Source organism: Arenimonas donghaensis DSM 18148 = HO3-R19 (genome assembly GCF_000743535.1).
Lineage (GTDB): Bacteria > Pseudomonadota > Gammaproteobacteria > Xanthomonadales > Xanthomonadaceae > Arenimonas > Arenimonas donghaensis.
In genome coordinates this window covers 67782-81323 of sequence record NZ_AVCJ01000051.1, presented here as the reverse complement: position 1 = coordinate 81323, position 13542 = coordinate 67782, and the positions used below count along the sequence as shown (strand labels likewise).

General features: G+C 70.5%; 13 protein-coding genes and 1 tRNA gene. 5 read left to right on the top strand and 9 right to left on the bottom strand.

Annotation, left to right across the window (positions count from 1 at the left end; all coding sequences use genetic code 11):
* Nucleotides 1-70 precede the first annotated feature (70 nt).
* On the top strand, nt 71-868 hold the full coding sequence (locus N788_RS13380) for a cytochrome C assembly family protein (RefSeq protein ID WP_034226016.1): 798 nt from the start codon (nt 71-73) through the stop codon (nt 866-868).
* A 10-nt stretch (nt 869-878) separates the two neighbouring features.
* Here the strand turns inward: N788_RS13380 and N788_RS13375 are convergent, their stop codons facing one another.
* On the bottom strand, nt 879-1373 hold the full coding sequence (locus tag N788_RS13375; RefSeq protein WP_034226014.1) for a hypothetical protein: 495 nt from the start codon (nt 1371-1373) through the stop codon (nt 879-881).
* Nucleotides 1374-1447: 74 nt separating this feature from the next.
* On the bottom strand, nt 1448-2845 hold the full coding sequence (radA, locus tag N788_RS13370; protein WP_034226013.1) for a DNA repair protein RadA: 1398 nt from the start codon (nt 2843-2845) through the stop codon (nt 1448-1450).
* Between the two features lie 147 nt (nt 2846-2992).
* On the opposite strand from radA, the gene lexA reads away from it, so the two are divergent.
* Genes lexA through N788_RS13350 form a run of 4 tightly spaced genes read left to right on the top strand, consistent with a single transcriptional unit; the run spans nt 2993 to nt 8731 of the window.
* A complete protein-coding gene (gene lexA, locus N788_RS13365) occupies nt 2993-3598 on the top strand; it encodes a transcriptional repressor LexA (protein ID WP_034226010.1) in 606 nt (201 codons plus the stop codon).
* A gap of 1 nt (nt 3599) precedes the next feature.
* Nucleotides 3600-4220: a translesion DNA synthesis-associated protein ImuA gene (imuA, locus tag N788_RS13360; protein ID WP_034226008.1), complete on the top strand. Its 621-nt coding sequence runs from the start codon at nt 3600-3602 to the stop codon at nt 4218-4220.
* Nucleotides 4221-4232: 12 nt separating this feature from the next.
* The gene (locus N788_RS13355; RefSeq protein ID WP_034226006.1) at nt 4233-5651 is read left to right on the top strand and encodes a Y-family DNA polymerase; all 1419 of its coding nucleotides are present in this window, start codon (nt 4233-4235) and stop codon (nt 5649-5651) included.
* Nucleotides 5648-8731 (top strand): error-prone DNA polymerase, encoded by a 3084-nt coding sequence (locus tag N788_RS13350; protein WP_034226004.1) that lies wholly within the window; start codon nt 5648-5650, stop codon nt 8729-8731. Before N788_RS13355 ends, N788_RS13350 begins: the two co-directional genes overlap by 4 nt.
* 28 nt (nt 8732-8759) lie before the next feature.
* Here the strand turns inward: N788_RS13350 and N788_RS13345 are convergent, their stop codons facing one another.
* The 7 genes from N788_RS13345 to ispH all read right to left on the bottom strand — a co-directional run bounded on the left by N788_RS13345 (nt 8760) and on the right by ispH (nt 13541).
* On the bottom strand, nt 8760-9317 hold the full coding sequence (locus tag N788_RS13345; protein ID WP_034226002.1) for a DUF488 domain-containing protein: 558 nt from the start codon (nt 9315-9317) through the stop codon (nt 8760-8762).
* Nucleotides 9318-9332: 15 nt separating this feature from the next.
* Nucleotides 9333-10016 (bottom strand): SOS response-associated peptidase, encoded by a 684-nt coding sequence (locus tag N788_RS13340; protein ID WP_034226000.1) that lies wholly within the window; start codon nt 10014-10016, stop codon nt 9333-9335.
* Between the two features lie 35 nt (nt 10017-10051).
* Entirely contained in the window at nt 10052-10804 is a 753-nt protein-coding gene (locus tag N788_RS13335; RefSeq protein WP_034225997.1) for a glutaredoxin family protein, read from the bottom strand.
* Nucleotides 10805-10916: 112 nt separating this feature from the next.
* Complete coding sequence (locus N788_RS13330; protein ID WP_152560497.1) at nt 10917-11519, bottom strand: hypothetical protein; 603 nt, start codon at nt 11517-11519, stop codon at nt 10917-10919.
* A 114-nt stretch (nt 11520-11633) separates the two neighbouring features.
* Nucleotides 11634-12449: an FkbM family methyltransferase gene (locus N788_RS13325; RefSeq protein ID WP_034225993.1), complete on the bottom strand. Its 816-nt coding sequence runs from the start codon at nt 12447-12449 to the stop codon at nt 11634-11636.
* Between the two features lie 28 nt (nt 12450-12477).
* A tRNA-Thr gene (locus tag N788_RS13320) sits at nt 12478-12553 on the bottom strand.
* A 37-nt stretch (nt 12554-12590) separates the two neighbouring features.
* Nucleotides 12591-13541, bottom strand: a complete 951-nt coding sequence (gene ispH / locus N788_RS13315) for a 4-hydroxy-3-methylbut-2-enyl diphosphate reductase (RefSeq protein WP_034225991.1) — start codon at nt 13539-13541, stop codon at nt 12591-12593.
* Nucleotide 13542: the final 1 nt, after the last annotated feature.

Here is a 13542-nt window from a genome sequence, read left to right as displayed (position 1 = left end):
GGGCCGTCGGCCGGGCCCGCGGTGTCGAGAATGGTTCTCGGCTGGCCGGCCGCTGTGCCAAACTCGCCGGATGTCCGCCCTCGCCCTCGCCCTTATCGCGACCGTCCTGTATGCCCTGGCCAGCCACCAGCTGGCCGGCCACGCCGAAGGCCTGCGCCCGGCGCCACGGCGCTGGCTGCTGCTGGCGCTGCCGGCGGTGGGGCTGCACGCGGCGGTGCACGGCTGGGCCTGGCAGCAGATGGGCTCGGCCGACCTGCACTTCTTCGCCGCGCTGTCGCTGGTCGGCCTGGGCATGGCGGCGCTGACCACGGCCCTGGGGCCGGCCCAGCGCATCGAGGCCCTGGGCATCATCGTCTTCCCGTTGGCCGCGGCCGTGTTGCTGGCCTACGCCTTCCTGGGCGGCAGCCTGCCGCGTGCCGGCCTGGACTGGCGGCTGCAGCTGCACGCGCTGATGGCCCTGATGGCCTACGCCACCCTGGCGGTGGCGACGCTGCTGGCGCTGATGCTCTGGTTCCAGGACCACGCCCTGCGCCAGCGACACCTGGGCACCTGGATGCGGCTGCTGCCGCCGCTGACCCAGATGGAAACCCTGCTCTTCCGCAGCCTGGCGGCGGGTTTCGTGCTGCTCAGCCTCACCCTGCTCACCGGCGTGCTGTTCGTGGACGACCTGTTCGCCCAGGACCTGGGTCACAAGACGGTGCTGTCGATCCTGTCCTGGGCGGTGCTTGCCGTGCTGCTGTTCGGCCGCTGGCGCTGGGGCTGGCGCGGCCCGCGCGCCGCCAAGCTGACCCTGTTCGCCATGGTGCTGCTGCTGCTGGCCTTCTTCGGCAGCAAGTTCGTCTACGAACTGGTGCTGCACCGCCCCTGAGGGCCCGGGATCACCTGGCCGGCGGACGATTGACGATCGGTGGGTCCAGGCTGATGTAGTAGTGGCCGTGTTCGAGCAACTCGACGGCGGGCTTGTAGTGGTAGGTGTTGCTGTCGTCGTCCTTGTCGCGGATGAGGATCTGGTTCGGGTTGCCCGGCACCGTTTCCACCGAGAACTCCCCGATCGTGCCGCCGCCCTCGGGCGGATGCAGGGTCACGCCCTGGCCGTACTGGGTGGCCCAGGCAATCGGCGTCGTGGTGTTGTCCGGGCTGACGTTGGCCGGCGAGACCAGGGTGAGATAAACGTCCACGTTGGTGTTGTAGACGCTGGAATCAAAGCTCGCGGCGCGGTCGAGATGGATGGAGCCATCGGCATCGACCACCGTCCCCATGTCCGGCAGCGAGCCGGATTGCCGGTACGTGGCCCCGCCACCAAACGAACCGTCGGCCTGGTTGTGGGTGCACTGGAAGGTGACTTCGATGTCGAGCCTGCGGTTGGCGGTCATGGCGGTTTTTCCCCTGGAAGCGTCGCTGGAATAACAAGCAACGCCCCGGACGCCGCGGACCGGCCATCACGCCGCTATTGCGCGGCGGCCTCGATGGCTTCGGACAGGCGCTCGACCGCGATGACCTCCAGGTCCTTGTAGGCGTTCTTTTTCGGCGCATTGGCCCTGGGCACGATGGCGCGCCTGAAGCCGTGGGTGGCGGCTTCCTTCAGGCGTTCTTCGCCATTGGGCACCGGGCGGATCTCGCCGCTGAGACCGACTTCGCCAAAAGCGATCGTCTTTTCCGCCAGCGGCCGGTCGCGCAGCGAACTGAGCACGGCCAGCAGCACCGGCAAGTCGGCGGCGGTTTCCTGCACGCGGATGCCGCCGACGACGTTGACGAAGACGTCCTGGTCGCCGGTCACGACGCCGCCGTGCCGGTGCAGCACCGCCAGCAGCATCGCCAGCCGGTTCTGTTCGAGGCCCAGGGCGACGCGGCGCGGATTCGACAGGGGCGACGCATCCACCAGGGCCTGCACTTCCACCAGCAGCGGGCGCGTGCCTTCGCGCGTGACCATGACCGCGCTGCCCGGCTGCGCGGTGCTCGAGCCCGAGAGGAAGATCGCCGAAGGATTGGGCACTTCGCGCAGGCCCTTGTCGCCCATCGCGAACACGCCCAGTTCGTTGACCGCACCGAAGCGGTTCTTGAAGGCGCGCAGCACGCGGAAACGGCTGCCGGCCTCGCCCTCGAAATACAGCACCGCGTCGACCATGTGTTCGAGCACGCGCGGACCGGCGATGCCGCCTTCCTTGGTGACGTGGCCGACCAGGAAGACGGACGTGCCGGTTTCCTTGGCGAACCGCACCAGCTTGGCGGCGCTTTCGCGCACCTGGCTGACCGAACCCGGCGCGGCGGTGAGCAGTTCGCTCCAGAGCGTCTGGATGGAGTCGGCCACCAGCAAGCGCGGCGAGGGTTTCGCCGACGCCGCCTGGGCCAGGATTTTTTCCACGCAGGTTTCAGCCAGCGCGTGCAGGTTGTCGAGCGGAAGACCCAGGCGCTGGGCGCGGCCGGCGACCTGGGCCAGGCTTTCCTCGCCGGTGACGTACAGGGCCGGCAGCCGCGCCGACATCAGCGCCAGCGCCTGCAGCAGCAGGGTGGACTTGCCGATGCCCGGGTCGCCGCCGACCAGCACCACCGAACCTTCCACCAGGCCACCGCCGAGCACGCGGTCGAGTTCGCCGATGGTGGTGGACACGCGCACTTCGGCCGTTTCGCTGACGTCCTTGAGCGCGGTGACGCCGGCGGCTTCCGGCCGTCCCGCCCAGCCGCCGTGGCGGACCGCGGCCGGCGCCGCCGCCTTGGCGCTGCTGGCCGGTTCGACGACGAAGCTGGTGAGCGTGTTCCAGGCGCCGCAGTCGCCGCACTGGCCCTGCCACTGGGTGGTGGATGAGCCGCAGTCGGAACAGACATAGGCGGTCTTGGCTTTGGCCATGGGTCGGGGGCTCGCTTGGGGGTCGGGCGGAAAACCAAAGGGTAGCCGGGTGGCGTCTCAGGCCGTGAGCCTGCCCGGGGGCAGGCTGTCCCCCTGCCCGGCGACGGGGGACTGGTCGGCCACAGGAATACCACATATATTTGTGCCATGGATACCCTCACCGACCGCCAGCAGGCCATCCTCGACTTCGTCACCGCCCAGGTCGCGCGCGAAGGCCGCCCACCCACCCTGGCCGAGATCGCCCGCCAGTTCGGCTTCCGGCAGGCGCGGTCGGCGCAGGCGCACCTGCAGGCACTGGAAGCCAAGGGGGCGCTCAGCCTGCTGCCGGGCCAGGCCCGCGGCATCCGCCTGGCCACCCTGCCGGCGCCCGCGCACTCGCTGTCGCTGCCGGTGCTGGGCAAGGTGGCGGCCGGCGAACCGATCGGCGACCCGGACTTCGAAGGCCACCTGCTGCTCGACCGCGCCCTGTTCTTCCCGCGCCCCGACTACCTGCTGCGGGTGAAGGGCGACTCGATGCGCGACGACGGCATCTTCGACGGCGACCTGATCGCCGTGCACCGCACGCCCGAGGCCGGCGACAACCAGATCGTGGTCGCGCGCCTGGACGGCGAACTCACGGTCAAGCGCCTGCGCCGGCGCAAGGACCGCATCACCCTGCTGCCGCGCAACCCCGAACACGCCCCCATCGAAGTGCCTCCTGGCGCCGTGTTCGCCATCGAAGGCGTGTACTGCGGCCTGGTGCGCCGGGGCTGACATGGGCGCCGTGCTGTCCATCGACACCCTGCTGTCCCAGCGCCGGCTCTGGCGCGGCCAGCCCCGTGGCCAGGCCGACGCCGCGCGCGAGCCCAGCGGCCACGCCGCGCTCGACGACGCCCTGCCCGCCGGCGGCTGGCCCGAAGCCGCGCTCACCGAACTGCTGGTGCCGGCCGACGGCGTCGGCGAACTGTCGCTGCTGCTGCCCACCCTGGCCCGGCTCAGCCGCGCCGGCCGCGACATCGCCTGGGTGGATCCCCCCTACCGCCCCTACGCACCGGCGCTGGCCTGCGCCGGCATCGACCTCACCCGCCTGCACGTGGTCGACACCGGCGGCCGGCAATCCGCCTGGGCGCTGGAACAATGCCTGCGCAGCCAGGCCTGCGGCGCCGTGCTGGGCTGGCCCCGGCGCGCCGACGACAAGACCCTGCGCCGGCTGCAGGTGGCGGCCGAGGCCGGCCAGGCCCTGGGCTTCCTGTTCCGGCCGCTGGCGGCGGCGCGCAATGCCTCGCCCGCGGCGCTGCGGCTGCAGTTCGAATCCGGCGGCCTGCGCATCCTCAAATGCCGCGGCAGCCATCCCCCTGCGTCGCCGGTGCCCTGGGCACCGACCCTGCGGCACTGATGCCGGCACGCCGTGCTCTGGGCCGCCATCCACCTGCCGCGACGGGCGCTCGACGCCGCGCTCCGGCGCCAGCCTGACCCTTCCGCCCCGCTGGCCCTGGCCGACGGGCCGCCGCAACGGCGCAGGGTGGTGCAGGCCAATGGCGCCGCCCTGGCGGCCGGCGTGCAGCCGGGGCAGCCACTGGCGGCGGCGATGGCGCTGTGTCCCCGGCTGTCCTGCGTGTCGTTCGACGCTGGCCAGGCCAGCCGTTTGCTCGACCTGGCCTGCGCCTGGGCCTACCGCTATTCCGGCCAGGTCTGCCGCGACGACGCCGATACGCTGTGGCTGGAAGTCGGCGGCAGCCTGGGCCTGTTCGGCCCCTGGCCGCGTTTCGAACGCCTGCTGCGCGACGACCTGCGCGAACTGGGCCTGGCGCATGCGCTGGCGGTGGCGCCGACGCCGCTGGGCGCGCTGTGCCTGGCCCGCCAGCAGGACGGCCTGGCGGTGCACGACGCCGCCCAGCTGCGGCACGCGCTGGGCCGGCTGCCGCTGGCGCTGGCACCCTTCGACGAACGCACGCGCGACGTGCTGGCCGGCCTGGGCGTGCGCCGGCTGCGGCAACTGTTCGCACTGCCGCGGCCCGGGCTGCGGCGGCGCTTTGGTGCCGGCCTGCTCGATGTCCTCGACCGGCTCACCGGCGACGCGCCCGACCTGCGCCCGTGTTACCAGCCGCCGGACGTCTTCGAGGCGCGCTTCGAATTCGACGAGGAAATCCACTACCACACCGGTCTGCTGTTCCCGCTCAAGCGCCTGCTCGGCGACCTGTGCGCCTTCCTGGTCGGGCGCGATGGCGGCGTCCAGCGTTTCGAACTCATCTACGAACACGACCTGCGCCCGCCCAGTGCGCATGCGGTCGGCGCGGTGGCGGCCGAGCGCGACCCGGCGCGTTTGTTCGAACTGGCCAGGCTGGTGATCGAACGCGAACCGATCCCGGCGCCGGTGCGCGCCTTCGGCATCCGTGCCGCCGACCTGCCGCCCTTCGTGCCGGCCGGACGCGACCTGTTCGAGGCACGGCCCGCCGGTGCGATGGACTGGCCGGCGCTGCAGGCGCGGCTGCAGGCGCGGCTGGGCGAGGACGCCGTGCACCAGTGGGCGCCGCACGCCGACCCGCGCCCCGAACACGCCCAGCGCCGGGTGCGGGAACTGCGCGGCCGTTACCTGCTGCCACCGGCCCTGCCCCGCCCCACCTGGCTGCTCGAGCGCCCCATCCCCCTGCGTGGCCCGGCGCCGCGGCTGCTGGCCGGGCCCGAGCGCATCGAATCGGGCTGGTGGGACGGCGACGACCTGCGCCGCGACTACTACGTGGCGCAAACGGCCGAAGGCCAGCGCGCCTGGGTGTTCTGCGCCGCCGGCGAACGCGGTCCCTTCATGCTGCACGGCTGGTTCGCATGAACCCGCCGGCGTACGCCGAGCTGCATTGCCTGTCGCACTTCAGCTTCGGTCGCGGCGCCTCGAGCGCACTCGAACTGTTCGAACGCGCCCGGCAGCAGCGTTACGCCGCACTGGCGATCACCGACGAATGCACCCTGGCCGGCATCGTGCGCGCCTGGGAAGCGTCCAAGGCCACCGGCGTACCGCTCATCACCGGCAGCGAACTGCGGCTCGACGACGGCCTGCGCTGCGTGCTGCTGGTCGAGAACCAGGCCGGCTACCGGCGCCTGTGCGAACTGATCACCACCGGCCGCCGGCGCAGTGCCAAGGGCGAGTACCGCTTGCATCGCCACGACCTCGAAGCCGGCAACGACGGCCTGCTGGCGCTGTGGCTGCCCGGCGCCGAACCCGATGCCGGCGAAGGCGCCTGGTTGCGCGACCGGTTCCCGGCGCGCTGCTGGCTGGCGGTGGAACTGCACCGCGGCCCCGACGACGACGCCCGCCTGGCCCGCCTGCAGGCGCTGGCGGCACAGCTGGGCTTGCCGGCGGTCGCCAGCGGCGACGTGCACATGCACGTGCGCGGCCGCCGCGCGCTGCAGGACGTACTCGCCGCCACCCGCCACCACCTGCCGGTGGCCGACGCCGGAGCCCACCTGTTCCCCAACGGCGAACGCCACCTGCGCACGCGCCGTGCGCTCGCCGCGATCCACCCCCATGCCCTGCTGGAGGAAACCGGCCGCATCGCCGCGCGCTGCACCTTCGACCTGGGCACGCTGCAGTACCGCTACCCGCGCGAACTGGTGCCCGGGGGCCACACGCCGTCGAGCTGGCTGCGCGCGCTCACGATGCAGGGCATGGCCCGGCGTTGGCCCGAAGGCACACCGGAAAAAGTGCAGGCGCAGATCGAACAGGAACTGGTGCTCATCGCCGAACTGCAGTACGAAGCTTTTTTCCTGACCGTGCACGACATCGTCCGCTTTGCCCGCGGCCGCGGCATCCTGTGCCAGGGCCGCGGCTCGGCGGCCAATTCGGCGGTGTGTTTCGCCCTGGGCATCACCGAAGTCGACCCGGCGCGCATGAACCTGTTGTTCGGGCGCTTCCTGTCGAAGGAGCGCAACGAACCGCCCGACATCGACGTCGATTTCGAGCACGAACGGCGCGAGGAAGTCATCCAGTACGTGTTCGGAAAATACGGCCGCGACCGCGCCGCGCTGGCGGCCACGGTCATCTGCTACCGCGGCAAGAGCGCCGTGCGCGACGTCGCCAAGGCCCTGGGCCTGCCGCCGGACCAGGTCGAACAGCTCAGCCGCGCCTTCGCCTGGTGGAACGGCGAATCACCGATCGAAGACCGCCTGCTCGAGCGCGGTTTCGACCCCGACGCACCGGTCATGCGTCGGGTGCTGGCGCTCACCCGCCAGTTGCTCGATGCACCCCGGCACCTGAGCCAGCACGTCGGCGGCTTCGTCATCTCCGACCAGTCGCTGCACCACCTGGTGCCGGTCCAGAACGCCGCCATGCCCGACCGCACCCTGATCGAATGGGACAAGGACGACCTCGAATCCCTGGGCCTGCTGAAAGTCGACTGCCTGGCCCTGGGCATGCTCACCGCGGTCAGCAAGTGCCTGGCCCTGCTGCGCGAACATCGCGGCCGCGACTTCACGCCGGCCACCCTTCCCGCCGAGGACCCGGCCACCTACGCGATGATCCGCCGGGCCGACACCGTCGGCGTCTTCCAGATCGAATCGCGGGCGCAGATGGCCATGCTGCCGCGGCTCAGGCCGCGCACCTTCTACGACCTGGTCGTGCAGGTGGCGATCGTCCGGCCCGGGCCGATCCAGGGAAAGATGGTGCACCCCTACCTGCAGCGGCGGCAGGGCCTGGAACCGGTCACCTACCCGTCGGCGGCGCTGGAGGAAGTGTTCCGCCGCACCCTGGGCGTGCCGCTGTTCCAGGAACAGGTGATGCAGGTGGCGATCGTCGCCGCGGGGTTTTCCGCCGGCGAGGCCGACGAACTGCGCCGCGGCATGGCCGCCTGGAAGCGCCGCGGCGGCCTCGAACACTTCCGCGACCGGTTGTTCGCCGGGCTGGCGAAGAACGGCTACGACACCGACTTCGCCGAACGCATCTTCGAACAGATCCGCGGCTTCGGCAGTTATGGCTTCCCGGAATCACACGCCGCCAGCTTCGCGCTGATCACCTACGCCAGCTGTTGGCTGAAATGCCACGAGCCGGCCGCCTTCACCTGCGCGCTGATGAACTCGCAGCCGCTGGGTTTTTATTCCAACAGCCAGCTGGTGCAGGACGCACGCCGGCATGGCATCACCGTGCGGCCGGTGGACGCGCGCTACAGCCAGTGGGACAACGCGCTCGAAGCCTGGCCCGGCGACGCCGCCCGGCAGCCGGCCATCCGCTTGGGGCTGCGTGAAATCGCCGGGCTTTCGCGGGCGGCCGGCGAAGCGCTGGTGGCGGCGCGCGCCGCGCGGGCCTTCGACGACGTCGCCGACCTGTGCCATCGCGCCGGCCTGGACGAACGCGCCCGCGCCCTGCTGGCCGAAGCCGGCGCGCTCAAGGGCCTGGCCGGGCACCGGCATCGCGCCCGCTGGGCCGTGGGCGGCGTCGAAAAACAGCTGCCGCTGTTCGGTGGTTCGCCGGCCGAGGACGCGGTCAGCCTGCCGGTGCCCAGCGCCGGCGAAGACCTGCTGGCCGACTATGCCCGCACCGGCCTGACGCTCGGCCCGCATCCGCTGGCATTGCTGCGCCGGCAGCTGGCGGCACGACGCTACCGGCGCTCGCGCGAGCTGCAGGCGCTGCCGCACGGCAGCCGCGTGCGCGCCGCCGGCCTGGTCACCATGCGCCAGCGCCCCGAAACGGCCAGCGGCATCACCTTCGTCACGCTCGAGGACGAAGACGGCATGGTCAACGTGGTGGTCTGGCGCGACCTGGGCGAACGCCAGCGCCGCGTCCTGATCGAATCGCGCCTGCTGGGCGTCGAAGGCCGCTGGGAAAGCGTCGACGGCGTACGCCACCTCATCGCCAGCCGGCTGCACGACGAAAGCGCGCTCGCACGCCACCTCAACGCGCCGTCGCGGGATTTCCGCTAGGCCAGCCCGACGCAACACCGGACGCGACTCATCCGTCGTGCCCTTGCCCCGGGTAGGCCACCACGCCGCCGGGCATGCGCCGCGCACCCCCGGTCATTTTCGCCGGCTCGATGCGGTCGCCGCCCATCAAGTGGAAAACAGTCTCGCCGCGGGCCAGCAGGTGGTCGGCGACGATTCGCCGGTGGCAGCGCCACCACACCGCCTCGGAACACATCATGGCGCAGCGCCTGGAACGACCGAGCGCGACCAAGGCTTCCAGGCCCTCGTGGAAGGCCGCCGACAGCGCGTGGTCGGCATAGTTATGGAAACTGCGGTTCTCCCAGAAGCCATTGACTTCGGGCGCGACCGCCGCCGCCTTTCCGCGCAGGCCGCCCAGTTGGGGAATTTGCCGATAGCCGATACCGAACGGCGCCAGGCTATCGGGCAGCGTGTCCTTGTTGAACTGCGGGTTGGTCCGCGATCGCGGCACGGTGCGTATGTCCACGACCAAACCCACATCAGCGGCGCGCAGCATCGCCGCAAATTCTTCGATGCTGCGCGTGGAGTGCCCGATGGTGAAAAACGGTGGGTTTTCCTGGTCATCCATGCCTTCGATCCTGTATCAGCCGGTCTCGTCCAGTGGCTCAACCAACGCCGGTCCCTGGTTGCGCGGGTTGCCCACCGCCGCGGCAACCGGATGGATGCGAAGTCCGGCCGCGACGGGCCGCAGCAGCGTCGTGGCCTCGGACGCCGGCGCCTGCAGCCAGGTCATCCACGTTTCGGGCGGCAGCACCTGCGGCTGGCGATCGTGCACGCGGCGTACCTCGCCCATCGCTTCGGTGGTGACCACCGTGTAGGTGGCCACCTGCTTGCCCTCGGCGTCGGTCCAGCGCGACCACAGCCCGGCGAACATCATCGGGTTTTCCTGCGCCGCCGAGCGCAGGAAGTACGGCTGCTTGCGCTTGCCGCCCTGGTCCACCCATTCGTACCAGCCGGTCACCGGCACCAGGCAGCGCTGGCCCCGGCGCCAGGCGTCGCGGAAGGCAGGCTTTTCCTGCAGGGTTTCGGCCCGGGCGTTGATGGTCGAGTAGGCGATCTTCGGATCCTTCGCCCAGTGCGGCAGCAGGCCCCAACGCATCGATTCCAGACCCGGGCCACCTTCGCCCGCCACCACCACCGGGTTCACCAGGCTGGGCGCGATGTTGTAGTGCGCGAAGCCGGCGAGCGGGTTGACCACGTGCTCGACGAAGCCCGGCACCAGGTTGCCCGGTGTGAAGGGACCAAACAGGGCGTAACGCGCGCACATGGCCGCCAGTCTAGCGCCGACTTGCCCGGCGGGCCTCAGGCGCCAGGCAGCAGGTAACGCCAGCCCATCCAGAATCCCATCGCCAGCATCATCAGGTTTTCGGTGAGCGAGACGAAGCCCAGCGGCACCTGGCTGCCGCCGCCAACGCAGGCACAGCGCAATTCGCGTTTGTCCACGTAGACGGCCTTGAAAACCGACACCGCGCCGACGCCGCCGATGAACAAGGCCACCGGCACGGAAACCACGTGCAGCGCGCCGGCCAGCATGAGGATGCCCGCCAGCAGTTCCGCGAACGGATAGACGTAGGCATAGGGCACGAAACGCCGGCCCAGCAAGTCGTAATTGAGGAACATCGTCGAAAACTGCTCAACATCCTGCAGCTTCAGCATCGCCAGCAGGCACATGCTTGTCGCGATGAACCGCTCCGCCAGGGGCACGGGCGCCAAGGCCGGCCACAAGCTGGCCGCAGCGAGCAGCGCCGCGACGGCGAAAACCGCCAGCACCGGCGTGTAGCTGGTTTCGTCCCCGGCGCGGACCTTGAGCCCGAAATGCTTGCGCAGATCGTCGTAGCCGCCGATCCGCCGCCCGTCGATGAAGGTCTGCGGCGTGGTCTCGACCCCGTGATCTTCCTTGAACGCGTCGGTTTCCGCGCGCGTGGTCAGCCAGCGGTCGTCGACCTCGAAACCCTTGCGGCGCAGCAGCCAGCGTGATTTCAGGCCGTAGGGACAGACATGGCCTGGCATGACCATGCGATGCAGGCGCGCCTGGCGGGCGTTGTCATCTGCCATGGCGGGAAATCCTCCTGAGCGTGGACCCTGCCCAGCCTAACGCCCCTCGCCTGCCCGCAATCGAACCGGACCTGACCGGGACAGGCACGAAGGCCCGCCCCGGTGCGGGCTGTCAGTTCTTGCCGTCGCGCGGCTCCCTGCCCTCTTCGGGGTCCTTCTGCACCTGGCAACTGACCACCAGCTCCTCGCGCACGGACTTCACCCGCCAGGTGCCGTTGACGCGTTCGTAGACGACCTCGCGGAACACGTTGCCTTCGCAGGTCCAGATCGCCATGGTCGATCCTTCGGGCGCCGTCCACCCGGGCAGCGGATCTTCGCAACCGGCCTCGCGGCAGTCTTTTGCCCTCGCACCGGCGAAGCCACGAAGTACTTCGCCGTGCAACGGGCCGGACACGACGTCGCAGCGCGCGTGGTCCAGGCGAATCCCGAACTGCGTGGCATCGTCGGGAATGCGCTGGCCCGCGGCCTTGCGCAGGCTCCGCCCCGGGTCCGCGGACCCCTGGTCCAGCGCGGTGTTCAAGCGTTCGCGCACCCACCCGAAATCAGCGTCGGCCAGCGTGTAGTGTTTGGAAACCGACATCGCCGAACACACCTGCGCCGGCACCGCACGCGACTGCATCGGGTCGCCGTGGGTCGCCCGCACCGGCGAAGCCAGTGCAGCCCCGCACGCGCCGGCCATGGCCGCGGCGAGCACCATCGTCTTGAGTCTGATCATCGTCTCTCCCTCGTCCGTCAGTGGACGCAACAAGGCTGTCACGGCGGGATGGCCGGTACCGTAGGAGAAACACGCCCGGCGGGGTCGGAGAGCGGGTGTTGCGCTGCGAGGCCGTCAGCCGGCCTGCTTTCGGAAGCCGACGGTGCACTGGCCGGGGTGACCCCGAAGCTGCGCGATCCCGGGAACCGGGCCCGGCTGGTCCCAAACCTCCGGAACGAATCCCGCGGCCGCGATGGCATCCAGCGCCGACGGCAAATCAAGCCCACCGGCACGCGACAGGTCCGGGGAAAGTTCGACCAGCAGTGCGCGTGCACGGGCAAGCGCCAACCCTGCCCCCGCCAACACGAGCGGCTCGTAGCCTTCCACGTCCACCTTGATGGCCGCGACGGGCGCCTGCGCGAACCCGAGCTGGCCGAGCACGCTGTCGAGCGCGTCCACCGGCACCCAGGTCCCGCCTTGGCCATGGTCCACGGCCAGGGAGTGTTTGCCCAGGTTCGAACCCTTGTAGCGGCTCAGGCGCGCCAGCCCGGCCTCGCCGCCCAGTGCGCAGGCCACTGCGTCGACGCGGTCGGCAAGCCCGTTGTGATCGAGGTTGCGTTGCAGCAGGCGGTGGTTGCCGACGTCAGGCTCGAAGGCCACCACGCGCTGCGTGTTGCTCCGGCGTGCCGCCTGCAGCGTGAACCAGCCAAGGTTCGCGCCGACATCTATGAAGATGCCGGGCGGGCCGGCGTCGATGGTCGCCAGCAACCAGTCGGTCAGTGTGGGTTCGTAGGCATGCCGGCGCATGATGGTCCGGCCGACGACGTCGCGCGGCGACACCAGGAACACCAGGCCGGTGGCGCGGTGCCGGGCCCAGGCCGTCTGGACCCAGGGCATCAACCGCAGCATGGCGTGCTTGATGGCGCCCGGAAGGTCCAAGGCTGCGCGCATTGCCTTAAACCCCTGGGAGCCCGAAAGATGGTGCCGGAAACAGGAGTCGAACCTGCGACCTACGCATTACGAATGCGCCGCTCTACCAACTGAGCTATTCCGGCGGAAGGCGCGAATTTTAGGCTCGCGCGGGCCCGGCGGTCAATTTACCAGACTGATCCGCAGTTCCTTGGGCAGCGCGAAGACCACGTTCTCGGGCTCGCCTTCCAGGTGTTCCACCCCGGTGGCGCCCAGGTCGCGCAGGCGCTGGATGACGTCCTGGACCAGGATTTCCGGGGCCGAGGCGCCGGCGGTGATGCCGACCCGGGCCACGCCGGCCACCCAGTCCGGGTTGATGTCGGCGGCGCCGTCGATCAGGTAGGCGCGGGCGCCCTGCTTTTCGGCCAGCTCGCGCAGGCGGTTGGAGTTGGAACTGTTCACCGAGCCGACCACCAGCACCACCTCGGCCTGCCCGGCCAGCACGCGCACGGCGTCCTGGCGGTTCTGGGTGGCGTAGCAGATGTCGTCGTGCTTGGGGCCCTGGATGGACGGGAAACGCGCCTGCAGCGCGGCGATGATCTCCGCGGTGTCGTCCACCGACAGCGTGGTCTGGGTGGTGTAGGCCAGGTTGTCGGGCTGGGTCGGCTGCAGCGTCGCCACGCCGGCGACGTCTTCGACCAGGTGGATGTGGTTTTCGCCGTGTTCGCGCCGCCACTGGCCCATCGTGCCCTCCACTTCCGGGTGCCCGGCGTGGCCGATCAGCACCACGTCGCGGCCGGCGCGGCAGTGGCGGGCCACTTCGATATGCACCTTGGTCACCAGCGGGCAGGTGGCGTCGAAGACCTTCAGTCCGCGGCGCTCGGCCTCGGCACGCACGGCCTGGGACACGCCGTGGGCGCTGAAGATGACGGTCGCGCCGGCCGGCACTTCGTCCAGCTCCTCGACGAAGACCGCGCCGCGCTGGCGCAGGTCCTCGACCACGAAGCGGTTGTGCACGACTTCATGGCGCACGTAGATGGGCGCGCCCAGGGAATCGATGGCGCGCTTGACGATCTCGATGGCGCGGTCGACGCCGGCGCAGAAACCGCGGGGATTGGCGAGCAGGACGTCCATG